21 protein-coding genes and 1 tRNA gene are annotated in these 21,531 nt (G+C 73.0%); 16 read left to right on the forward strand and 6 right to left on the reverse strand.

The genetic code is table 11. The annotated features are described in order from the left end of the window. Positions 1–316 precede the first annotated feature (316 nt). From ACERUN_RS14575 to ACERUN_RS14595, 5 genes are all read left to right on the forward strand, one after another. Entirely contained in the window at positions 317–2,026 is a 1,710-nt protein-coding gene (locus ACERUN_RS14575) for a sodium:solute symporter family protein (protein WP_370290755.1), read from the forward strand. Continuing rightward, positions 2,023–2,340 carry a hypothetical protein gene (locus ACERUN_RS14580; RefSeq protein ID WP_370290756.1) on the forward strand — a complete coding sequence of 106 codons (318 nt, stop codon included), beginning with the start codon at positions 2,023–2,025 and terminating at the stop codon, positions 2,338–2,340. The genes ACERUN_RS14575 and ACERUN_RS14580 overlap by 4 nt, the downstream gene beginning before the upstream one ends. A gap of 20 nt (positions 2,341–2,360) precedes the next feature. Then, complete coding sequence (locus ACERUN_RS14585) at positions 2,361–3,212, forward strand: alpha/beta hydrolase fold domain-containing protein (RefSeq protein WP_370290757.1); 852 nt, start codon at positions 2,361–2,363, stop codon at positions 3,210–3,212. Positions 3,213–3,310: 98 nt separating this feature from the next. Beyond that, entirely contained in the window at positions 3,311–4,306 is a 996-nt protein-coding gene (locus ACERUN_RS14590; protein ID WP_370290758.1) for an aldo/keto reductase, read from the forward strand. Next, complete coding sequence (locus ACERUN_RS14595) at positions 4,303–5,313, forward strand: aldose epimerase family protein (RefSeq protein WP_370290759.1); 1,011 nt, start codon at positions 4,303–4,305, stop codon at positions 5,311–5,313. Before ACERUN_RS14590 ends, ACERUN_RS14595 begins: the two co-directional genes overlap by 4 nt. A 61-nt stretch (positions 5,314–5,374) precedes the next feature. Here the strand turns inward: ACERUN_RS14595 and ACERUN_RS14600 are convergent, their stop codons facing one another. The 3 genes from ACERUN_RS14600 to ACERUN_RS14610 form a co-directional block, all read right to left on the reverse strand. Continuing rightward, entirely contained in the window at positions 5,375–5,785 is a 411-nt protein-coding gene (locus tag ACERUN_RS14600; RefSeq protein WP_370290760.1) for a DUF779 domain-containing protein, read from the reverse strand. Between the two features lie 137 nt (positions 5,786–5,922). Continuing rightward, a complete protein-coding gene (locus tag ACERUN_RS14605; RefSeq protein ID WP_370290761.1) occupies positions 5,923–7,446 on the reverse strand; it encodes an aldehyde dehydrogenase family protein in 1,524 nt (507 codons plus the stop codon). A gap of 150 nt (positions 7,447–7,596) precedes the next feature. Beyond that, positions 7,597–8,814 carry a GAF domain-containing protein gene (locus ACERUN_RS14610; protein ID WP_370290762.1) on the reverse strand — a complete coding sequence of 406 codons (1,218 nt, stop codon included), beginning with the start codon at positions 8,812–8,814 and terminating at the stop codon, positions 7,597–7,599. A gap of 399 nt (positions 8,815–9,213) precedes the next feature. Here ACERUN_RS14610 and ACERUN_RS14615 point away from each other — a divergent pair, with 399 nt between their 5' ends. The 4 genes from ACERUN_RS14615 to ACERUN_RS14630 all read left to right on the forward strand — a co-directional run bounded on the left by ACERUN_RS14615 (position 9,214) and on the right by ACERUN_RS14630 (position 12,338). Beyond that, positions 9,214–10,623: an HNH endonuclease signature motif containing protein gene (locus tag ACERUN_RS14615; RefSeq protein ID WP_370290763.1), complete on the forward strand. Its 1,410-nt coding sequence runs from the start codon at positions 9,214–9,216 to the stop codon at positions 10,621–10,623. Positions 10,624–10,636: 13 nt separating this feature from the next. Beyond that, positions 10,637–10,723 (forward strand) — tRNA-Ser (locus ACERUN_RS14620). Between the two features lie 90 nt (positions 10,724–10,813). Beyond that, positions 10,814–11,683, forward strand: coding sequence for a phosphotransferase (locus ACERUN_RS14625; RefSeq protein ID WP_370290764.1), 870 nt, complete (start codon positions 10,814–10,816; stop codon positions 11,681–11,683). A gap of 37 nt (positions 11,684–11,720) precedes the next feature. After that, complete coding sequence (locus ACERUN_RS14630) at positions 11,721–12,338, forward strand: hypothetical protein (protein WP_370290765.1); 618 nt, start codon at positions 11,721–11,723, stop codon at positions 12,336–12,338. Here ACERUN_RS14630 and ACERUN_RS14635 read toward each other — a convergent pair. The 3 genes from ACERUN_RS14635 to ACERUN_RS14645 form a co-directional block, all read right to left on the reverse strand. Beyond that, positions 12,335–12,733, reverse strand: coding sequence for a nuclear transport factor 2 family protein (locus tag ACERUN_RS14635; RefSeq protein ID WP_370290766.1), 399 nt, complete (start codon positions 12,731–12,733; stop codon positions 12,335–12,337). The two genes, ACERUN_RS14630 and ACERUN_RS14635, sit on opposite strands and share 4 nt — an antisense overlap. 2 nt (positions 12,734–12,735) lie before the next feature. Beyond that, positions 12,736–13,419 carry a hypothetical protein gene (locus ACERUN_RS14640; RefSeq protein ID WP_370290767.1) on the reverse strand — a complete coding sequence of 228 codons (684 nt, stop codon included), beginning with the start codon at positions 13,417–13,419 and terminating at the stop codon, positions 12,736–12,738. A gap of 84 nt (positions 13,420–13,503) precedes the next feature. Continuing rightward, a complete protein-coding gene (locus ACERUN_RS14645) occupies positions 13,504–15,201 on the reverse strand; it encodes a hypothetical protein (RefSeq protein ID WP_370290768.1) in 1,698 nt (565 codons plus the stop codon). Positions 15,202–15,321: 120 nt separating this feature from the next. Between ACERUN_RS14645 and ACERUN_RS14650 the strand changes: the two genes are divergently transcribed. From ACERUN_RS14650 to ACERUN_RS14680, 7 genes are all read left to right on the forward strand, one after another. Continuing rightward, positions 15,322–15,975, forward strand: a complete 654-nt coding sequence (locus ACERUN_RS14650) for a TetR/AcrR family transcriptional regulator (RefSeq protein WP_370290769.1) — start codon at positions 15,322–15,324, stop codon at positions 15,973–15,975. Between the two features lie 64 nt (positions 15,976–16,039). After that, positions 16,040–16,648 carry a hypothetical protein gene (locus ACERUN_RS14655; protein WP_370290770.1) on the forward strand — a complete coding sequence of 203 codons (609 nt, stop codon included), beginning with the start codon at positions 16,040–16,042 and terminating at the stop codon, positions 16,646–16,648. 122 nt (positions 16,649–16,770) lie between these two features. Then, the gene (locus tag ACERUN_RS14660) at positions 16,771–17,394 is read left to right on the forward strand and encodes a TetR/AcrR family transcriptional regulator (protein WP_370290771.1); all 624 of its coding nucleotides are present in this window, start codon (positions 16,771–16,773) and stop codon (positions 17,392–17,394) included. Further along, positions 17,391–18,197, forward strand: a complete 807-nt coding sequence (locus tag ACERUN_RS14665; RefSeq protein ID WP_370290772.1) for a TIGR03084 family metal-binding protein — start codon at positions 17,391–17,393, stop codon at positions 18,195–18,197. The genes ACERUN_RS14660 and ACERUN_RS14665 overlap by 4 nt, the downstream gene beginning before the upstream one ends. After that, positions 18,194–19,924 (forward strand): acyclic terpene utilization AtuA family protein, encoded by a 1,731-nt coding sequence (locus tag ACERUN_RS14670; RefSeq protein ID WP_370290773.1) that lies wholly within the window; start codon positions 18,194–18,196, stop codon positions 19,922–19,924. The genes ACERUN_RS14665 and ACERUN_RS14670 overlap by 4 nt, the downstream gene beginning before the upstream one ends. Further along, positions 19,921–21,051 (forward strand): acyl-CoA dehydrogenase family protein, encoded by a 1,131-nt coding sequence (locus ACERUN_RS14675; RefSeq protein WP_370290774.1) that lies wholly within the window; start codon positions 19,921–19,923, stop codon positions 21,049–21,051. Before ACERUN_RS14670 ends, ACERUN_RS14675 begins: the two co-directional genes overlap by 4 nt. Next, entirely contained in the window at positions 21,048–21,521 is a 474-nt protein-coding gene (locus ACERUN_RS14680; protein ID WP_370290775.1) for an SRPBCC family protein, read from the forward strand. Before ACERUN_RS14675 ends, ACERUN_RS14680 begins: the two co-directional genes overlap by 4 nt. Positions 21,522–21,531 lie beyond the last annotated feature (10 nt).

Genomic DNA, 21,531 nt, shown 5'->3' on the forward strand with positions numbered 1-21,531 from the left:
GGGGGTGCCGGGTCGCCGCCCCACCCCAACATTCCGCGCCTTCCGGTTGCGGTTTCCCACCAATCGAGGGCGCTCCGAGGCCTCCCCGGTGGACGTCGCCCGCCCGCCGCCCGACCAGCCCGCAGAGCGGCGACTGCCCATGGTCGCCCCGCAGCAGCACCTGGCCACCACCGGCCACCACCTGGCCACCACTGGCCACCACCGGCCTCCACCCGCACGCGGCCGCCGGGGCGACCGCGACCTCGCCCAGCCGGGGAGTAGCGTGCTGGAGGGCGTTTCCGACCCCCGACTCCTGGGACGCCACGGAAGGAGTGGCATGTTCTCGGTCTCGCTCGCGGCGAGTGACGGTCTCCGGCTCGACACCAACGCCGTCGACTACGCCGTCATCGCGCTGTACTTCGTGTTCGTCCTCGGCATCGGGCTGGCCGCACGCCGAGCGGTGTCGAGCAGCCTGGACTTCTTCCTCTCCGGGCGGTCCCTCCCCGCGTGGGTGACGGGCCTGGCGTTCATCTCCGCCAACCTCGGCGCGGTCGAGATCATCGGCATGAGCGCGAACGGCGCCAAGTACGGCATCCCGACGGTGCACTACTTCTGGATCGGTGCCGTGCCGGCGATGCTCTTCCTCGCCATCGTGATGATGCCGTTCTACTACGGCTCGAAGGTGCGCTCGGTGCCGGAGTTCATGCTGCGGCGTTTCGGCCCCACCGCCCACCTCGTCAACGCGATCAGCTTCGCCGTCGCACAGCTGCTGATCGCGGGCGTCAACCTCTACCTGCTGGCCAAGATCGTCGAGATCATCCTGGGGTGGCAGCTGTGGGTGTCGCTCATCGCGGCGGCGCTCGTCGTCCTCGCCTACACGACCGCGGGCGGCCTCTCGGCGGCGATCTACAACGAGGTGCTGCAGTTCTTCGTCATTGTCGCGGCCCTCACGCCGCTCACGATCATCGGCCTCAACCGGGTGGGCGGCTACTCGGGCCTCAAGGAGCGCATCGCCGGCTCCCCGGACGGCGCCGCGCAGCTGTCGTCGTGGCCGGGCACGAACCTCACCGAGATCACGAGCCCGTTCCTGTCGGTGCTCGGCATCGTCCTCGGTCTCGGTTTCGTCCTCTCCTTCGGCTACTGGACGACGAACTTCGTCGAGGTGCAGCGGGCGATGGCCTCGAAGTCGATCAGCGCCGCGCAGCGCGCGCCGATCATCGGCTCCTTCCCGAAGATGTTCATCCCCTTCATCGTGATCCTGCCGGGCATGATCGCCGGCGTCCTCGTGGCCCCGGTGGCGGCCGCGAAGGCCGATCCGAGCAGCGACTTCGACTACAACAACTCGCTCATCTACCTCATCCGCGACCTGCTGCCCAACGGCATGCTCGGGTTGGCGGTGGCTGGCCTGCTCGCGAGCTTCATGGCCGGCATGGCGGCGAACATCTCGGCGTTCAACACCGTGTTCAGCTACGACCTGTGGCAGTCCTACGTGGTGAAGGACCGTGAGGACGGCTACTACCTCTCGGTCGGTCGTTGGGCCACCGTCGCGGCCACCGTCGTGGCGATCGGGACGGCGATCTTCGCTTCGTCCTACTCGAACGTCATGGACTATCTGCAGACGCTGTTCGGCTTCTTCAACGCCCCGCTGTTCGCCACCTTCATCCTCGGCATGTTCTGGAAGCGGATGACGGCCACGGCGGGCTGGACCGGTCTCGTGTCGGGCACGCTCGCCGCGGTCGTGGTGGCGGTGCTCGGCACCGACGTCCTCGGCCCGCTCTCGCTCGGCGTGATCGGGCTCAGCGGCCAGGGGGCGAGCTTCGTGGCCGCCGGCACGGCCTTCGCCGTCGACATCCTCGTGAGCGTGGTCGTCACCCTCGTGACCCAGCCGCGGCCCGAGTCGGAGCTGCGCGGCCTCGTCTACAGCCTGACCCCCAAGTCCGACTTCCACGACGACAGCGAGGGGGTGCTGGCGTGGTACCAGAAGCCCAACGTGCTCGCCGGCATCGGCCTCGCGGTGGTCGTCGTCCTCAACATCGTCTTCTGGTGAGGAGCACCGAGATGAACGAGCAGCAGCCCGCGCAGCAGTCCGAGCAGAAGGCCGAGCAGAAGGCCGAGCAGAAGGCGCCGCACACCGCCGGCGCCTTCGACATCCGCACCTTCATCGCAGGCCTCATGGGCCTCTTCGGCCTGATCCTGATCGGTGCGGGGCTCTTCGGCCCCGAGCGCACCGCCGACAGCGTCACCGAGGGGCGCCCGATCAACATCGGCGTCGGCATCGCCCTGCTGGTCTTCGCGGCCGCGATGCAGGGCTGGGCGATGTGGCGGCCCACGGTGGTCGACGCGCCGGCATCCGAGGAGTAGTCCGGCTCCGAATGCGGGGCGTGAGTCCCACCGATCGGCTGCGCGCGAGCATCGTGCACGCCACCGCGCGCTACACCGTCCGCTACGGCGCGAACCTGCGCTTCGCGGGTCGCGATCTCCCTGCTCCCCGCAAGCGTCGCTTCGCCACCCGCCACGGCGAGGTCACCGCCTACGAGTACGACGCCCCCGGCGCCGGGGCCGGGGAGGGACCCGCGCACGTACACTTCCACGGCGGCGCGTGGATGATGCGCTACCCGCAGATGGACGACTGGTGGTGCCGCTACATCGCCGCGACGGCCGGCGTGCGCGTGCTCAACGTGGACGTCCGCACCGGCCCCTACGTGGCGTATCCGGTGGCGCAGCACCAGTGCCACGACGTGTCGGCGGCGGTCGCCGCCGAGGCCCCCGTCAGCGTCGGCGGCTTCTCGAGCGGCGGAGGACTCGCGGCCTCGGTGTGCCTGCAGGCGCGCGACCTCGGCAGCTTCACCCCCGCGCTGCAGGTGCTGGGCATCCCCGCCCTCGACGTCGCCAGCGAGGTGCCCCGCGGGCGCGGCATGATCTCGCCGTCCTTCCGCGATCTCGTGCGCCGCGTCTACTTCCCCGACCCCGCCACCCGCGCCGAGCCGTACGCCTCCCCGCTGCTCGCGCCGGATCTCACCGGTCTGCCGCGCGCACTGGTGATGACCGCCGAGCGCGACACGCTGCGCCCCGACGGCGACGCCTACGCGATCCGCCTGCGCGAGGCCGGCGTCGAGGTCTGGCACGACGTCACCCCCGGCGTCGACCACTACTTCCTCACCGAGGACCCCACCCGCGCCCGCGTCACCATGGCGCGCGTCGCCGGCGAGATCGCCGCCGCCCTGCGCCCCTGACCCGCCGACGTGGCGCGCATGGTGCGCTGACGCGGAAGGGACGGGTGGCCGAGGTGGCAGAGATGTGCGCGGCTGGCCCCGTCGGGCAGGATCGGGGCATGGAGCAACGACGCCTCGCCCGCACCCCCTTCTCGGCCTCGTCGATCGGCCTCGGCACCTGGCAGCTCGGCGCCGACTGGGGTGAGGTCAGCGAGGACGACGCCCGCGCCGTGCTCGAGGCGGCCGCGGAGTCGGGCGTCACCTTCTACGACACCGCCGACGTGTACGGCGACGGTCGCAGCGAACAGATCGTGGGGCGCTTCGCCGCCGCGCACGCCGACGCCGGGTTCACGGTGGCCACGAAGATGGGGCGCCGCGTCGACCAGCTGCCCGAGAACTACACCCTCGAGAACTTCCGCGCCTGGCTCGACCGCTCGCGCCGCAACCTCGGCGTCGACGTCATCGACCTCGTGCAGCTGCACTGCCCGCCCAGCGCCACCATCGACGACGACCGCACCTGGGACGCCCTCGCCGCCCTCGTGGACGATTGCGTGATCGCCTCTTACGGCGTGAGCGTCGAGACCTGCGACCAGGCGCTCAGCGCCATCGCCCGTCCTGGTTGCGCGTCGGTGCAGATCATCCTCAACGCCTTCCGGCTCAAGCCCCTGGACGCCGTGCTGCCGGCCGCCGCGGAGGCCGGCGTGGCGATCATCGCCCGGGTGCCGCTCGCCTCCGGCCTGCTCTCGGGCCGCTACGACGCGAGCACCACGTTCGCCGCCGACGACCACCGCACCTTCAACCGCGACGGCAGCGCCTTCGACGTGGGCGAGACGTTCTCGGGCGTCGACTTCGAGACCGGCGTGCGCGCCGCCCAGGAGTTCAGCGCCCTGGTCGCCCGCCACCTCGGCGACGACGTCACCCCCGCCCGCGCGGCCCTCGCCTGGGTGGCCCAGCAGCCCGGCGTCACCACCGTGATCCCCGGCGCCCGCAACGTGGAGCAGGCGCGGGCCAACGCCTCCGCCGGCGAGCTCGGCGCCCTGCCCGCCGCCTTCCTGGACGACGTTCGCGCGCTGTACGACGCCCACCTGCGCGCCGCGATCCACCCCCGCTGGTGAGCGGGCCCGCCGCCGGCCCGATCGTCGTCGGTGGGGCGCCCGGCATCGAGCTGCACGTGCTCGCCACGGGCGCCACGGTGCAGCGCCTGCTGGTGCCCGGTGGCGACGGCGTGCGACGCGACGTCGTCCTCGGGCTGCCCGACGGCGACGCCGTGCGCGCCGGGAGTGCCTACGTGGGCAGCATCGTGGGCCGCTACGCCAACCGGGTCGCCCACGGTCGCTTCACCCTCGACGGGGTCGGGCACGAGCTGCCGGTCAACGACCGGGGGCACCACCTGCACGGCGGTCCCGACGGCTTCCACACCCGCGAGTGGCGCGTGGTCCAGCACGACGACGACGCGGTCGAGCTCGAGCTGCTCAGCCCCGCCGGCGACGCCGGCTATCCCGGCGAGCTGCGGGTGAGGGCGCGCTACGAGGTGGGCGAGGACGTCGTCGTCCTCACGCTCAGCGCTACCACCGACGCACCGACCATCGTGAACCTCACCGGCCACAGCTACTGGAACCTGGCCGGCACGCTCGACACCTCCGCCCACGTGCTCCGCGTGCCCGCGCCGACCTACCGCCCCGTGGACGACGCCGGCATCCCGACGGCGGGCCCGACACCGGTCGACGGCACGGCCTTCGACCTCCAGGCCCCGCGACGGTTGGAGGAGCTGGCGTTCCTCGACCACCACCTCGACGTCGGGGAGGCCGACACGGTGGTCGACGGCACGCTCAGGCTGCTCGCCGAGCTCGACGAGCCCACCACCGGCACGCGCCTGCAGGTGTGGAGCGACCAGCCGGGTCTGCAGGTCTACACCGGCGAGGCGTTCGACGGCTCGGAGAAGGATCTGCGCGGTCGCCCGCTCGTGAGCGGGTGCGGTGTCGCGCTCGAGCCGCAGCTACCGCCTGATTCGCCGAACCACGAGGGCGAAGCCGGGTGGCCGTCGGCCGTGCTGCGGCCGGGGGAGACCTATCGGGCGCGCACCGAGTGGCGGTTCGCAGCCGCCGGGGCGCCCACGCGCTGAGGGCGTCGTCCGAGGGCCCACCCTGCGATGTCGCGCACCAGCAGGGCGATCTCGCGGGCGATCACGCCATGGCTCCGGTCGTGGGGGCGCCGAGGTCGGTGAGCGCCGCCGCCTCGGCGTCGGTGAACAGGCGCGAGCGGATGAGGAAGCGGACGCCGTGCGGCGCCTCGAGGCTGAAGCCCGCGCCGCGGCCCGCGACGACGTCGATGGTCAGGTGGGTGTGCGACCAGTACTCGAACTGCGAGGCCGACATCCACACCGGCACCGCGCGATCGAGCCCGATCTCGAGGTCGCCGAGGTGCACGTCGGCGTCGCCGAGCAGGAAGTCGCCGTCGGGGAAGCACATCGGAGATGAGCCGTCGCAGCAGCCGCCGGACTGGTGGAACATCACGGGGCCGTGCTGCTCGGTGAGCCGACGCAGGAGGTCGGCGGCGTCGTCGGTGACGGCGACGCGGGTCGGTGCGGTGCTCATCGCTGGCTCCTCGAGGGGTGGGCGAGACGGTGCGGATCGACGTCCAAGCTCACGACCCGAGGACGCCGGTACCCCGACCGCGACCGGGCATCCGGTCGCGGTCGGGGTGTGGGAGGCCTCGGCTCAGAAGAATCGGCTCAGAAGAAGCCGAGCGCGTCGGGGCTGTAGCTGACGAGCAGGTTCTTCGTCTGCTGGTAGTGGTCCAGCATCATCTTGTGGGTCTCGCGACCGATGCCCGACTGCTTGTAGCCGCCGAACGCCGCGTGCGCCGGGTAGGCGTGGTAGCAGTTGGTCCACACGCGACCGGCCTGGATCTCCTTGCCGGCGCGGAAGGCCTGCGACCCGTCGCGCGACCACACGCCGGCACCGAGGCCGTAGAGGGTGTCGTTGGCGATCTTGAGGGCGTCGGCCTCGTCGTCGAACCCGGTGAGGGAGACGACGGGACCGAAGATCTCCTCCTGGAAGATGCGCATCGAGTTGTCGCCCTCGAAGACCGTGGGGGCCACGTAGTAGCCCTCGGCGAGGTCGCCCTCGAGGATCGTGCGCTCACCGCCCGTGAGGATCTTCGCGCCCTCCTCCTTGCCGATGTCGATGTAGCTGAGGATCTTCTGCAGCTGGTCGTTGGAGGCCTGGGCGCCGATCATCGTGGTGTCGTCGAGCGGGTTGCCCTGCTTGATCTTCTCCACGCGCTGCACGGCGTCGTGCACGAAGTCGCTGTAGATGGAGCGCTGCACGAGCGCGCGGCTCGGGCAGGTGCACACCTCGCCCTGGTTGAGCGCGAACATCGCGAAGCCCTCGAGCGCCTTGTCGTAGAAGGCGTCGCGCTCGGCGGCCACGGAGTCGAAGAAGATGTTGGGGCTCTTGCCGCCGAGCTCGAGCGTCACCGGGATGATGTTCTGGCTGGCGTACTGCATGATCAGACGGCCGGTGGTGGTCTCGCCGGTGAAGGCGATCTTGGCCACCCGCGGGCTCGAGGCCAGCGGCTTGCCGGCCTCCACGCCGAAGCCGTTCACCACGTTGAGGACGCCGGCCGGCAGCAGGTCGCCGATCAGCTCCACCACCTTGAGGATCGACCACGGCGTCTGCTCGGCCGGCTTGAGGACGACGGCGTTGCCCGCCGCCCGCGCCGGCGCGAGCTTCCACACCGCCATGAGGATCGGGAAGTTCCAGGGGATGAGCTGCCCGACCACGCCCAGCGGCTCGTGGAAGTGGTAGGCGATCGTGTGCTCGTCGATCTCGCCGATCGAGCCCTCCTGGGCGCGCAGGCAGCCGGCGAAGTAGCGGAAGTGGTCGACGGCCAGCGGGAGGTCGGCGGCGAGGGTCTCGCGCACCGGCTTGCCGTTCTCCCAGGTCTCGGCGACGGCCAGCATCTCCAGGTTCGCCTCCATCCGGTCGGCGATGCGCAGCAGGATGTTGGCGCGCTCGGTGGCGGCCGTGCGGCCCCACGCGTCGGCGGCGGCGTGGGCGGCGTCCAGGGCCGCCTCGATGTCCTCGGCGGTGCCGCGGCCGACCTCGCAGAAGGCCTTGCCGTTGACCGGGGAGATGTTCTCGAAGTACTCGCCGCGGATCGGGTCCACCCACTCGCCACCGATGAAGTGGCCGTAGCGGGACTGGACCGAGACCAGCGAGTCGGGCTGACCGGGTGCTGCGAAGACCGTCATGGGGTGGCTCCTCGTGCCTAGGTTGTGACGACGATCACCACGGTAGAGAGCGCTGCGTTGCAGGAACGTTGCCTAGGTTGCACCCAGGTTCGGGGCATGCGGCAGCACCCGTCGTCGGTGGCGACGACGGGGTGGGGGATGGGATGGCTGCTATCCCAGCTCGCGGTCGAGCCGGGCGAGCTGCCCCTCGATGAGCGGCCGCAGCGGCGAGTCGGCGGCGACGGCGTCGCGCTGGGCCGTCCACATCGCGTAGTCGTCGCCGCCCCAGCGCGATCGGGTCCAGGCCGACATCAGGTCGGTCTCGCGCGAGGCCAGCAGGGCTCGGCGCATCGACTCCTCCAGGGCCTCGCGGATGCGGGCGACGCCGGGAGCGTTGGAGCGCGGCAGCAGCGGCCCCTGGTAGGACCGCATCGCGCCGCGCAGGTCGCCCGCCGCCAGCTGCGCCTCGGCGGCCAGCCAGTCGCCGGTCACCGTCGCACTCAGGCGGTAGGGCCGCGAGGCCAGCAGCTGCTCGCCCAGCAGGCCGCGCAGGCGGTTCAGCTCCGCCCGCAGCGTGGAGGAGGCGCCGTCGTCCTCGTAGAGCAGCACCGCCAGCTCGTCGCCCGACAGGCCGCGCGGTGCGGCGGCGAGCAGCAGCACGATCTCGCTGTGGCGCGGGGTCAACCGCACCGTGGTCGGCCGGCCGCTGCCGGAGTCGACGGTGACCAGCGCCTCGCTGCGCCCGAGGGCCTCGATCACCAGGTGCAGCCCGGTGCCCGCGGGGCGCTCGGTGTGGGGCGCGGCGCTGCGCGCGAGCTCGGCCTCGGCGAGCCGGGCGGCGGCGCGCACCATGGCCATCGTCTGGGGCACCACGATCTGGTCGCCGCCGGTCACGTCGAGCACGCCCAGCAGCTGTCGGCTCGTGGGGTCGTGGATCGGGGTCGCGACGCAGCTCCACGGCTGCACGCTGTTGCGGAAGTGCTCGGCCCGGGTCACCGTCGCGGGGCGCCCGGTGGCGATCGCCAGGCCGGGGGCGTTCGTGCCCGCCGCGCGCTCGTCCCAGCTGCTGCCCTCCACGAAGCCGATGCGCTCGGCCGTGCGCAGCATCTGCGGCGAGCCGCACACCCACAGCAGGCTGCCGTCGGCGTCGCCGATGGCCATGACGGCGTCGCAGTCGCGCACCGCCTGGCCCAGCACGTCGTCGAGCAGCGGGAAGACCCGCGCCAGGGGATGGGCGGCGCGCAGGTCCGGCAGGTCGCGCTCGGAGACGACGATCGGCGCCTCGGTCTGGTCGACCCGGACGCCGGCCGCAGCGGACCGCTGCCAGGACTCCGCCACCTCGGCCCGCATGCCGCGCGCGGCCTCGGGACTCTCGGCGGGTCGGGTCACCACACCAGTAGACATCGGTCGCAGGCCTCCTCGCCATGGATCCGGGACGGTGGATGTGACCAGCGTCTCCTGCGCCACGTTGCGAGGAGGTTGCCCGACGGGCCGGGACGTGTGACGGCTCGGGGCACCGGTGACCGTGGGTGGGGGCGTCGGGTGGTGTCGATGTCGCCGAACGCGTCGACCCCCGGACCGTCACCGATGTCCTGATGCAGAACTGTCACCGATGTCCTGCGACATGACAGTCAGGGCTGAGGAGACCGCGTTGTGTTCGAACACGTGTTCGACTAGGGTGGAGTCATGACTCGGGTCGTGGAGCGATCGGTGGTGCGGGCGACGCCTGCCCCCGCATCTGCTCCCGCGCCCGCTTCGGGGCCTGCCCCGGAGCCGACGGATCTGTCGGTGGTGGGGTTGGCAGGGCTGGTGGCCGAGCAGCGGGCGCGTGCGCGTGCGGCGGAGGTCGGGCTGCTGGAGCTGGCCACGGTCTGGGCCTACGCCCATCCCGACGTCGACGCGATCACGGGTGAGGTCCGTGAGCCGGCATCGGTGGCTGATGACGTGCTGGCCGCCTACTTCGTGGGCGTCGAGCCCGAGGAGCACTGCGACTCCCCCTCGTGGGCCGGGCTCCCGCGGCTGGACGAGACCGCGACGGCGGGGTTCGCGTGCGCGGCCGACCTGTCCGAACCGGTCGCGACCCGACTGATCCGCGACGCCCTGATCCTGGCCCACCGGCTGCCGCGCTGCTGGCGACGGGTGCTGTCCGGGGAGGTCGACGTGTGGCGCGCCCGCCGGGTCGCGGCCGCCGTGGCCGGCGCCCCCGACGACGTGTGCACCCACATCGACCTCGAGGTCGCGCCCCGGCTGGCCGTGATCGGACCGATCAGCCTGGACGACCTGATCCGCGCCGCGATGATCCGGCTCCACCCCGACGCCGTCGAGGCGGCCTCGCTGGAACGCCTCGAGCAGGCCTACGTCACCCTCGAGCACCGCACAATCTCCCACACCGGTCTGGTCCAGCTCTCCGCCCGCGGGGAGTACGCCGAGTTCGACGACCTCGACCACACCCTCGACACCCTCGCCGACCTCCTCCCCACCCTCACCGACACCCTCCACCCCGTCCACCCCGACGACCCCCGCGACTACCGCCGCGCCCGCGCCCTCGGCCTGCTCGCCGACCCCGCCGCAGCCGCCGCGCTCCTCGCCACCGGCCACACCCCCGACCACGAGCCGGCTGAGGAGCCCGTTGGCGAGCCCGATCAGGAGACCGGGGAGGAGCCCGGTGCCGCCCGCCGTCAGGTCGACCTCGTCGTTCACGTGACCCCCGAGACCCTGGCCGGCACCGACCCCGTCGCCGGCATCGCCACCAGCCCCGGTGCCGCGGTCCGCCACCTGTTCGCCGACGCCGTCGCGGCCTGGTGCGGCCGCCCCCGCACCGACATCACCGTCCGACCCGTCCTCGACCTCGGCGCCCGCATCACCCACCACACCTACCGCCCCGGCGCCACCCTGACCCGCCAGATCCGCCTACGCGACCGCACCTGCCGCTTCCCCCACTGCGCCCGCCCCGCCGAACGCTGCGACCTCGACCACCTCACCCCCCACGCCCGGGGCGGCCCCACCGACAGCGACAACCTCCTCGCCCTGTGCCGACATCACCACCGCCTCAAGACCCACCACGGCTACCACCCCGACCACCTCGCCCCCGGCATCACCCTGTGGCACACCCCCGTCGGCGCCCTCTACCTCGTCACCCCCGACGGCACCCGACGCCTCACCATGCAGGGCGATTCCCACCCCGACGCGGCTCTTTAGTAGGGTTCTCCGCGGTGGCGTGTCCGAGCGGCCTAAGGAGAACGCCTCGAAAGCGTTTGTGGGTGAAAGTCCACCGAGGGTTCAAATCCCTCCGCCACCGCCGCGCGATGTCCCCGGGCATCGGAAACCCGGCGAACCGAGATGGTTCGCCGGGTTTCGTCGTCTCGGGCACGAATGGAACAGTGACCGGATGGACCACGAGGCGGCCCCGCACCGCGATGGCGAGCACGTCGTGGTGCCGAGCACGGAGGAGGCGGTGTCGGCCTCGCTGGCGTGCGCCCGCGTGCTGGGGCTGCCGGCCGAAGACCCCGAGGTGGTCGCCGAGGGCTACAGCGTCAGGGTCAGGTTGCGCCCGGCGCCGGTCGTGACGCGGGTCGTGACGTTGGGACGGCGGTTGCGGCCGGAGCCGCTGCCCTGGCTCCAGCGGGAGGTGGCGGTCGCGCAGTTCCTGGCGGAGCAGGGGCAGCCGGTCGTGGCCCCGTGGGGGGCGCCCGGGCCTCATCTCGCCGAGGGGCTGGAGGTGTCGCTGTGGGAGTGGGTCGAGCACGTTCCCGGTGTCGTGGCGGCGGCCGACTTCGGTCCGATGCTGGGTGCGTTGCACGAGGCGCTGGCGGGCTGTCCTGAGGACCTGCCCGTGCTGGTCGGCCCCCTGACCGACATCGACACCGCGCTCGAGGTCTCCTCCCACCCGACCCTGCACCGGGCGGCGGAGGAACTGGTGGCGCTCGCCCGGACCTGGCCCCGGCAGCCACTGCACGGCGACGTCCACACCGGCAATCTGCTCCTCACGTCGTCCGGGCCGCGGTGGAACGACTTCGAGGACGTGTGTTCCGGGCCGGTGGAGTGGGACCTGGGGTCCCTGACGATCACCGACGACGCCGTGGCCGCCTATCCGGGACCGATCGATCGGGCACGACTGCGCGACTGCCGGGACCTGCGTCGCCTGCAGGTCCTCGCCAGCCTCCTCGTTCTCGACGACAGCGACGACGACAGCGAGGCAGGCGACGTCGCGCTCATGACGAGGATCGTGTCCCACCTCGACCGCCGCGCCGGTCGCTGAGGGTCGGTGCTGCGCGTCGCCGTGGCACCATCCGGACATGACGACTCGGGTGCGGTGGATGAGCGTGGTGCTGGTGGGGGCGGTGCTGGCCACCGGTGGCTGCAGCGGGGAGGGCGACCCGCCTGCCGGCGAGCCGGATCGCCGCACCGAGGCGCAGCTCACGCGCGCGCTGCTGAAGGACGGCGACCTGCCGGGGCGGTTCGCGCCGATCCCCCCTGATGCCGACGCGGTCGGGTCGGGCTTCGAGGACGTCTGCCAGGAGCCCGTGCCCGGCGACCCCGACCTGCTGGTGGGGCGGGGCTTCGCGGCCGGCGTGTCCGGCACGATCGGCGTCACCTCCGTGATCGCGCAGTATCCGACCGTCGCTGAGGCGCGCGAGGTGTTCGAGGCGATCCGCACCGGGTGGGGTGAGTGCAGCGACAGCGACTACGACGGGCTCAGCTTCGCGATGCGCCCCAAGGACGCGCCGCGCGTGGGGGAGGAGGCGTTCGGCGTGAAGGTCGAGCTCGTCAGCGACATCATCGCCCAGACCGTGCAGATGTACGCGCTGAGCGGCTCCACCGTGGTGGAGGCCTCCGCCTTCGGTACCTACCCCGACGCCGATTTCGCCAGTGAGGCGCTGAGGACCGTGATGCAGCGTCTCCGGACGTCCTAGCCGCGGCGTTCGGTGTCGGGGTCGAAGAAGCCGGTGAGACGGGCGATCCGGCCGTCGGGGGCGAGCTGCACGACGTCCCAGCCGGTCAGCAGCTCGGTGTCGTCGGCGGCGAACGTCGTCCAGCGGAAGAAGGCGTTGGCGTGGTGGGTGACGGGGGCGGTGGTCACGCGGATCTCACCACCCGCCAGCGACTCCTGGGTGGCGCCGATGTGGTCGCTCAGCGCGTCGCGGCCCGCGACCTCGGCCAGCGGGTCGGAGTAGACCGCGCCCTCGGCCCAGGCGACGTCGAGCAGGGCGCGGCGGCGGACCGGGTCGCGCTCGACCCAGGCGGCGCCGTAGGCGTCGATCGCCACGACGACGGCGGCCGGGTCGGGGGTCGGGGCGGGCTCGGTCATGGTCACTCCGGTCGGGTCGAGGGGACGGGGGCGCCGGTGAGTCCGGCGAGCGGGTCGACGCCGTCGACGCTCCCGCTGCTGGACAGCACGGCGCATCGCAGGAACCCCGTGCGGGCCAGCAGCGGGTGCTCCTGCTGACGCCGCACCGTGGCGGCGTGATCGGGACGGTGATATGCCCAGGTGACGGCGTCGCGCAGCGTCGTCCAGGCGGAGAAGGTGAGCACCGCGCCGTCGGAGGGGGCGTGCACGAGGCCGGCCCGCAGTCCGGGCGCGTCGGCCACGAGCGCTCCCAGGGTGTCGACGCGCTCGAAGAACTCGGTGGTGCGCGCGACGTCGTCGCCCAGCCCCGCCATCGTGATCACGGCGGCGGCGCCGGCCACCTTCCCGCGTCGCGGAACCTCGGTGAAGGGGGTCGCGCCGCCGGCCAGCAGCGCGTCGCCGTGGTAGGAGGCAGGCTCGAGGACGACGTGCCACCACTCCGCCAGGCCGGGGGTGCCGGCGGGTGTCTCCGCGGCGCTCTCGTCGTCGAAGACCCCGAGCACGGTCCAGCTCAGCCCGTCGCCCGGCGGGAGCGTGGCACGGGAACCGGCGGCGTGCCCGGCCTGGGCGTGGCGGGCGCCGGACGGCAGCCAGGGACACTCCGGTGTCGGGTCGGTGGCGCGCAGCAGTGTCCAGGTGACCCTCATGGGGCGCCCCTTCCTCGGTGAGTCGTCGGGACACCGTAGGCAGGTGATGTTGATGCCGTCAACATCACCTGCCCCGGGGTCTGCTCAGCGTCGGAGCATCACGGTGGCGCGCTTGACCGTGTCGCCGCGGCTGTTGCTGACCGTCGCCACCAGCGTCGCCGTCGCCCGCGCACCCCGGACGGCGAGGAGCTTGCTCAGCCGACCGCTCTGCGTCGTCGTCAGGGGCAGCGTGCGGGGGGTTCCCGGCACGAGGTTCGTGCGCACGGTGCGGACCGTGAACCGCTGCGGCTTCTTGGTGGCGCCGCGCACCACGACCGTGCCGGTGAGGGCGGCGGTCGTGAAGCTGGTGGAGCTCACCGTGGCGGTCAGGGCACCGGCCCGCTGGCGGGCCGGCGCGGTGAACGTCGCGACCGGGCGCACGCCCGCCCGCGCGAAGACGCTGATCGTGCCGTCCCGGTAGCCGCTGAGGTAGAGGTGGCGACCGTCGGGGCTGATCGTGGGGTCGTAGGGCTCGGCGAGACCGGGCGTGGTGGTGGGGCAGGTCGTCAGCGGTGACGCGGTGCCCTCGGTGTCGGCGATGCAGCCGGCCGAGGTGAGCGATCCGTCGGCGCCGCGCAGCAGTCGGACGGCCGCGTTGCGGACGTAGGACACCGCGACGATCTCGTCGCCGTCGGGATCCGTGGTCAGGCCGTTGACGCCGTCGAGGCCCTCGGCCACGCGGGCACAGGTCCCAGACCCCGGCGTGGGTGCCCCGACCGGGACCTCGTCGGCGATGCACCCGCGGTAGGCGAGCGTGCCGTCGGCGGCCCGGCTCAGGTGGAGCACCTCGTCGGCCGTCTCGGAGGTGAGGTAGAGGTCGGAGCCGGTGGGGCTGAGGGTCAGGCCGTAGAACGAGTCGATCCGGCTGGGGTCCGCGCACGGCGCGAGGCTGCTGACCCCGTCGGTCACGACGCGGGACTGGCACGCCCGGGTGGTGATCGCGCCGTCGGCCGCGAGGTCGAAGGTGTGGAGGCGACCCCGGTCGGAGACGTAGGCCTGCCGGCCGTCGGGGCTCAGCTCCATGGAGAGTGGACGGGAGAGGTTGGTGTCGGCGGTGCAGCCGGCGGTCGCCGCCTTGGCGATGCATGCCTCGAGGGTGAGGCCGGTGGCGGTGGGCCGGAGGTGCACGACCGCGGCATCGGCGAGGGCCAGGGCGTACACGTCGTCGCCGCGGACCTGGATGTCGTAGACGAACCTGAGCGTCGTGCCGGTGGTGCTCGCGTCGGTGCACCCACCGGTGCCGGCATCGGAGATGCAGCCCACCGGGGTCAGGCCGGAGTCGGCGACGCTGAGTCGCGCGACGGCGCTGTCGTTGCTGCCGGCGACGAAGATCTCCCCGCCGTCCTGCGCGACGGCGATCGCCCACGCGCCGTCGAGGCCCTCGATCGTCTCGCCGCAGAAGGCGGCCACCGGCGATCCGACGTCGGCGACGCAGTCGACCGGGGTGAGCTGGCCCGTGGCGGGATCGCGGTCGAACATCACCACGGCGTCGTCGTCGAAGGCGGCCACGAAGGCGCGGGTGCCGTCGGGGCTGAGGGTGACGCCGCCGGGGCCTCGCATCGCCTCGTACACGGTGGCGCACTCGTCTCCCGGGACGCCGTTCGCGCCGTCGCCGATGCAGGACGCGAGGGTCAGGGTGCCCGGCACGTCGGCGCGCACGTCGGCGCCCGTCGTCACGAGCAGGGCGGTGGGCAGGAGCAGCAGCGAGAGCGCCGCGGGGAGGCGGCGACGGGGGAGCGTCATGCGCGCAGGATAGGCGGGGCGTCAAAGGCCGCGACCGATCCGGTGCGCGCGATCAAAATTGTGCGAATCCTTAGTCGCCGACCGCTCCGCCGCGCCGCCCGGCTGGGGCAGGGTGTGCGCATGACCCTCTCCCCCACGGAGTCGGAGGGCCCGCGTCGGCGCGCCTACGACTCCTCGCGTCGACGTGCGGCCGCCGCCGCGCGGCGTCAGCGCGTCCTGGAGGTCGCGGCCGAGCGGTTCGCCACCCACGGGTGGGCCCGCACCACGATCGCGGCGGTCGCGCAGGAGGCCGGCGTCTCGGTCGACCTCATCACCCACACCATCGGCACCAAGTCCGAGCTGCTGCTCGCCGCGCTGCGGGCCACCAGCTTCGGGGACGAGGCGCCCGATCTCCGTGAGGCGGTGCTCGGCCTGGGCCTCGCCGAGCTCGACGACGTCGGTGAGCGGTTGCAGGTGCTCAGCGGGTTCCTGGTGCGCATGATGGCCCAGATGATGCCGCTGATCCCGGCGCTCGAGCAGGCCGCCGACTCCTCGGCCGACGCCCGCGTGATGATGCAGGGGCTGCAGGTGCAGCGCCGCGAGACCACGCGGCTGATGCTCGAGGCCATCACCGGTGGCCCGGTGCCGGAGGACCTCATCGACGAGACGATGGTCCTCACCAGCGCGCCGATCTACCTCCAGTTCGTGCCCGGACTCGGGTGGCGACCCGAGCAGTACGCCGGGTGGCTGGCCGACACGATGCGCGCGGCGTTGGGTCGACACGGGGTCGGCTGAGCCCCGCCCGTGCGATGCTGCCCCGGTCGGGCTCATCGGGAGCCCGCGGAGAGGACCAGAGCCCGTGACTTCCCCCACCCGCCGCCTCACCCCCGCCCTCGCCCTCGCCGTCGGACTCGCCCTGGGCGGGGTCGCCGCCGGCGTGGCGCCGGTGGCCGCGAAGGCGTTGATCCAGTCCAAGGACATCGCGCCCGGGGCCGTGACCAACAGCAAGATCGCCGCCAACGCCGTCACCTCCACCCGCATCCGCGCCGGAGCGGTGAACTCCACCTCGGTGCGTGACGGCTCCCTCGCCGGCATCGACCTCGCCCCCACCGCCCGCACCGTGGCCTCGACCTGGCTCAAGGCCGTCGACGCCGAGTCGGTGACCTTCGACGGCACCACCCAGGTGCGCGACGTCATCGCGGTGCCGGCCATCACCCAGGCCGTGCTCGACGGCTACGGCGTCGAGGTGTTCGTGAAGCTCAACGGCGCCACCCTGCCACTGCCCTACACCTCCACCGCCGGCTCGGGCAACGAGCTGAGCACGCTGTCCTACCAGCTCGAGCTCGGCAGGATCGTCATCACGAGGGTCACGCCCGACGACACCCCGCCCGCCATCGGCTCCAAGCTGCGCTACCGCTACGTGCTCACCCCGCCGGCCGTCCCGCCGCCCGCGGCTCCCGCGGGCTGAGGTCCCCCGGCGCCGCGACAATTCGTCAGGTACCTGACGTTTCTCCCCCGGCGCCCCACGCGCCCGTCGTCCTCTTAAAGTCAGTCTTGACTGTTTGTTCCTGACCCGGCAGGCTCGCCCCTGTGACGACGGCGACACGCGTGCCCCAGGAGGAGCGCACCCGGCTGATGCGGGCGCGGCTGCTGAGCGCCGCCGTCGACGTGCTGGTCGAGCGCGGGTTCGCCGGGACCTCCACGACCCTGGTCTCCGAGCGGGCGGGGGTCAGCCGCGGGGCGCAGCTGCACCACTTCCCCACCAAGAACGACCTCGTGGTGGCGGCGGTCGAGCACCTCACCCGCGTGCGGGGCTCCGAGCTCGAGGCCGCGGCAGCGCGGCTGCCCACCGGACCCACCCGCACCCGCGCGGTGCTGGAGATGCTGGGCGACCACTTCACCTCCCCGATCTTCACCGCCGCCCTGGAGCTGTGGGTCGCGGCGCGCACCGACGAGGCCCTGCTCGCCGCCGTCGGGCCGCTGGAGCAGCGGGTGGGTCGCGAGGTGCACCAGCTCACCGTGCAGCTGCTCGGCGCCGACGAGTCCCGCCCCGGCGTCCGTGAGCTCATCCAGGCCACCCTCGACCTCGTGCGCGGGCTCGGGCTGGCCGCCACGATCACCGACGACTCCAAGCGGCGTCGCCGGATCCTCGACGAATGGGCCGGGCTGCTCGACGCCCGGCTCGCCCCGACCACCCCCGGAGGAGCGCGATGAGCGACCTGCTGGAGACCCTGCTGGCCGACCTCGCGGCGGAGGGCGAGCGCCTGCGCGGCGTCGTCGCCGACCTCGGACCCGACGCCGACGGCGGCTGGGCCACGCCCACCCCCGCCCCGGGCTGGACCGTCGCCACCCAGGTGGCCCACCTCGCCTGGACCGACGAGGTGGCCGTGCTCGCGGCCGGCTCGCTCGATCCCGCCGGCAAGGCGGCCTGGGACGACGTCGTGCTCGGTGCGATGGCCGACCCCGACGGGTTCGTCGACGCCGGCGCCCACGCGCTGGCGGCCGACCCCGACCTGCTGAGCCGCTGGGACGCCGCCCGGGTCGGCCTCGGCGCCGCACTGCGGGCGCTGCCGGCGGGGGCGAAGATGCCGTGGTTCGGCCCGCCGATGTCGGCGGCGTCGATGGCCACCGCCCGCTTCATGGAGACCTGGGCCCACGCGCTCGACGTCCACGAGGCGCTGGGCCTGCCGACCGAACACAGCGACCGGATCCGCCACGTCGCCCACCTCGCGGTGCGCACCCGCGGCTACTCCTTCGCCAACCGGGGCCGGGAGGTGCCGGCCGCCGAGCCGCGCATCGAGCTGGTCGCTCCCAGCGGCGAGACCTGGACCTGGGGGTCCGAGGACGCCGAGGAGCGACTCACCGGGAGCGCGGTGGACCTGTGCCTGCTCGCCACCCAGCGCGTGCACCGCGCCGACACCGACCTGGTCGCGACCGGGCCGGGCGTGGACGCCTGGCTCGACATCGCCCAGTGCTTCGCCGGCCCCGCCGGCGTCGGCCGCGAGGCCCGCGGATGAGCGCGACCCCCGGTGCCGACGTGCTGCGCGTCGGCAACTGCTCGGGCTTCTACGGCGACCGGCTCGCCGCGATGCGCCAGATGCTCGACGGCGGCCCGCTCGACGTGCTCACCGGCGACTACCTGGCCGAGCTGACGATGCTCATCCTCGGCAAGGACACGATGAAGGACGCCGGCCTCGGCTACGCCCGTACCTTCGTGACCCAGCTCGAGGACTGCCTCGGTGACGCGCTCGAACGCGGCGTGCGCATCGTCGCCAACGCGGGCGGTCTCAACCCCGCCGGCCTCGCCGACCGGCTGCGCGAGGTGGCGCGCGGCCTCGGGCTCGACCCGGCCATCGCCCACGTCGAGGGCGACGACCTGCGCCCGCAGGCCGAGGCGCTCGGGATGGGCGGGGCGCTCACCGCCAACGCCTACCTCGGCGGGTTCGGCATCGCCGCGGCCCTGCGCGCCGGCGCCGACGTCGTCGTGACCGGTCGCGTCACCGACGCCTCCCTCGTCGTCGGCGCGGGGGCCGCCCACTTCGGCTGGACCTACGAGGACCGCGACGCCCTCGCCGGTGCGGTGGTGGTGGGCCACGTGCTTGAGTGCGGCACCCAGGCCACCGGTGGCAACTTCTCCGGCTTCCGCACCCTGCCCCACGACGGCCGTCCGCTCGGCTTCCCGCTGGCCGAGCTCGCCGCCGACGGTTCGGCGGTCATCACCAAGCACCCCGGCACGGGCGGGGCGGTCACCGTCGACACCGTCACCGCGCAGCTGGTCTACGAGATCCAGAACACCCGCTACCTCAACCCCGACGTCACCGCGCTGCTCGACACCGTCGAGCTCACCCAGCTCGACACCGACCGGGTGGGCCTGGCCGGCACCCGCGGCGACGCCCCGCCCGAGCAGCTCAAGGTGTGCGTCAACACCCTCGGCGGGTTCAAGAACACCATGGAGCTGGTGCTCACCGGCCTCGACCTCGATGCCAAGGCCGACTGGGTGCGCTCCCAGCTCGACGGTGCGTTCACCGCCGCCGAGGTCTCCTGGACCCGCACCGCCCTGCCGCTGCCCGACGCCGACACCGAGGAGGGCGCCTCCTGCCTGCTGCGGTGCACGGTCAAGGACACCGCCCCGGGGCCGGTCGGCAAGGCGTTCACCGGGCCGCTCGTCGAGATCGCGCTGGCGTCCTACCCCGGGTTCACGATGACGACGCCGCCCGGTGCGCCCAGCCCGTTCGGCGTCTACACGCCCCACTACGTGTCCCGCAACGCCGTGGCGCACACCGTCGTGCACGCCGACGGCACCCGCGAGACCGTGCCGGAGCCGACGGCGTTCGCCCCGCTGCAGCCCGACGCCGGCAAGCGCCCCTCACCGTTCCCCGCCCCCGCCGACCAGCGCACCCGCCGGCTGCCGCTGGGCACCTTCGTGCACGCCCGCTCCGGGGACAAGGGCGGCGACGCCAACCTCGGCCTGTGGGTGGTGCACGACGGCTCGCCGAAGTACGACGACCGCGTGCGCTGGCTCAGCAAGCTCATCACCCCCACCAAGGTGCGCGAGCTGGTGCCCGAGGCCGCCGACCTCGACGTGGAGGTCTACCTGCTGCCCAACCTCGGCGCGGTCAACGTGCTGATCCGTGGGCTCCTCGGAGACGGCGTCGCCGCCTCCACCCGGTTCGACCCGCAGGCGAAGGGCCTGGGGGAGTGGGTGCGCTCGCGCACCGTGTCGATTCAGGACGGTCTGTTGTGAACATCCGTGAGGTCGGCGCCGAGTTCACGCGGCGCGAGATCATGCCCCACCTCGACCAGTGGGAGGACGACGGCCGGCTGCCGCGCGAGCTCCACCTCGCGGCGGCCAAGCAGGGCCTGCTCGGCGTCGGCTTCCCCGAGGAGGTCGGCGGCCAGGGCGGCGACCTGATCGACACCACCGACCTGCAGGAGGGCATGTTCGAGGCCGGCGCCTCCTCCGGGCTGATGTCGGCGCTGTTCACCCACGGCATCGCCCTGCCCCACATCGTGAGCACGGGCCTGGCCACCGGGAACACCGACCTGGTCGACCGCTTCGTGCGGCCCACCCTGGCCGGGGAGATGATCGGTTCCCTCGGCGTCACCGAGCCCGGCGGCGGGTCCGACGTCGCCGGCATCCGCACCACCGCCCGCCGCGACGGCGACCACTACGTCATCAACGGCGCGAAGACCTACATCACCTCCGGCACCCGCGCCGACTTCGTGACCACCGCGGTGCGCACCGGCGAGGCCGGTGCCCACGGCCTGAGCCTGATCGTCGTGGAGGCCGGCACGCCCGGCTTCACCGTCGACCGCTCGCTGCGCAAGATGGGCTGGCACTGCTCCGACACCGCCGAGCTGTCCTACGTCGACGTCCGCGTGCCGGCGGCCAACCTGGTGGGCGAGGAGAACGCCGGCTTCTACTACATCGCCGAGCAGTTCGTGGTCGAGCGCATCGCGCTGGCGGTGCACGCCTACGGCATCGCCGGTCGCGCCCTGGAGCTCACCGCCCAGTGGTGCCGCGACCGGGAGACCTTCGGGAAGCCGCTGATCCGCAACCAGACGGTGCAGCACACGCTGGTGGAGATGCGCCGGCAGGTGGAGGTGGCCCGCACGTACGCCCGCGAGGTCGCCCGGCGCCACGTCGCCGGGGAGAACGTCATCGCCGAGGCGTGCCTGGCCAAGCAGACCGCCTGCGACGCCGCCACCTACGTCGTCGACAAGGCGGTGCAGCTGCACGGCGGCGCCGGCTACATGCACGGCACCGAGGTGGAGCGCCACTACCGCGACGCCCGGCTGCTGCCCATCGGCGGCGGCGCCACCGAGGTGCTCGCCGACCTCGCCGCCAAGCTGCTGGGGTACACCCGGTGAACCTGCTCACCCCGCTCACCAGCTCGGTGAGCCTGCGCATGGAGGCCCCGGCCGAGAAGGTCTGGGACCTGGTCAGCGACGTCACCCGGATCGGGGAGTTCAGCCCGGAGACGTTCGAGGCGCAGTGGACCCGCGGGGCCACCGGCCCGGCCGTCGGCGCCACCTTCAAGGGCCACGTCAAGCGCAACGGCGTCGGCCCGATCTACTGGGCGCCCTGCACGGTGACCCGCTGCGAGGCCCCGCGGGTCTTCGAGTTCAGGGTCGGCACGCAGGGCCGCCCCATCAACAATTGGGGCTACCGCATCGAGCCCGACGGCGAGGCCGCCTGCGTGGTGACCGAGTACTTCCGGCTCGAGCCCGCCCTGCCGGTGAAGGTGTACTGGCTGCTGCTCGGGCGGCTGCGCAACCGGACCAACCAGCGCGGCATGCGCACGACCCTGGAGCGGATGAAGCTGGTGGTGGAGAAGTGACCGTGACCTC

This window comes from Nocardioides sp. (genome assembly GCF_964229035.1).
Classification (GTDB): Bacteria; Actinomycetota; Actinomycetes; order Propionibacteriales; family Nocardioidaceae; genus Nocardioides.

Bases quoted from the DNA above. Each gene is read 5' to 3' on its own strand.
- ACERUN_RS14575 (WP_370290755.1), top strand. From the start codon at position 317: ATGTTCTCGGTCTCGCTCGCGGCGAGTGACGGTCTCCGGCTCGACACC.
- ACERUN_RS14590 (WP_370290758.1), top strand. From the start codon at position 3,311: ATGGAGCAACGACGCCTCGCCCGCACCCCCTTCTCGGCCTCGTCGATC.
- ACERUN_RS14600 (WP_370290760.1), bottom strand. From the start codon at position 5,785: ATGAGCACCGCACCGACCCGCGTCGCCGTCACCGACGACGCCGCCGAC.
- ACERUN_RS14605 (WP_370290761.1), bottom strand. From the start codon at position 7,446: ATGACGGTCTTCGCAGCACCCGGTCAGCCCGACTCGCTGGTCTCGGTC.
- ACERUN_RS14625 (WP_370290764.1), top strand. From the start codon at position 10,814: ATGGACCACGAGGCGGCCCCGCACCGCGATGGCGAGCACGTCGTGGTG.
- ACERUN_RS14630 (WP_370290765.1), top strand. From the start codon at position 11,721: ATGACGACTCGGGTGCGGTGGATGAGCGTGGTGCTGGTGGGGGCGGTG.
- ACERUN_RS14635 (WP_370290766.1), bottom strand. From the start codon at position 12,733: ATGACCGAGCCCGCCCCGACCCCCGACCCGGCCGCCGTCGTCGTGGCG.
- ACERUN_RS14640 (WP_370290767.1), bottom strand. From the start codon at position 13,419: ATGAGGGTCACCTGGACACTGCTGCGCGCCACCGACCCGACACCGGAG.
- ACERUN_RS14645 (WP_370290768.1), bottom strand. From the start codon at position 15,201: ATGACGCTCCCCCGTCGCCGCCTCCCCGCGGCGCTCTCGCTGCTGCTC.
- ACERUN_RS14650 (WP_370290769.1), top strand. From the start codon at position 15,322: ATGACCCTCTCCCCCACGGAGTCGGAGGGCCCGCGTCGGCGCGCCTAC.
- ACERUN_RS14665 (WP_370290772.1), top strand. From the start codon at position 17,391: ATGAGCGACCTGCTGGAGACCCTGCTGGCCGACCTCGCGGCGGAGGGC.
- ACERUN_RS14670 (WP_370290773.1), top strand. From the start codon at position 18,194: ATGAGCGCGACCCCCGGTGCCGACGTGCTGCGCGTCGGCAACTGCTCG.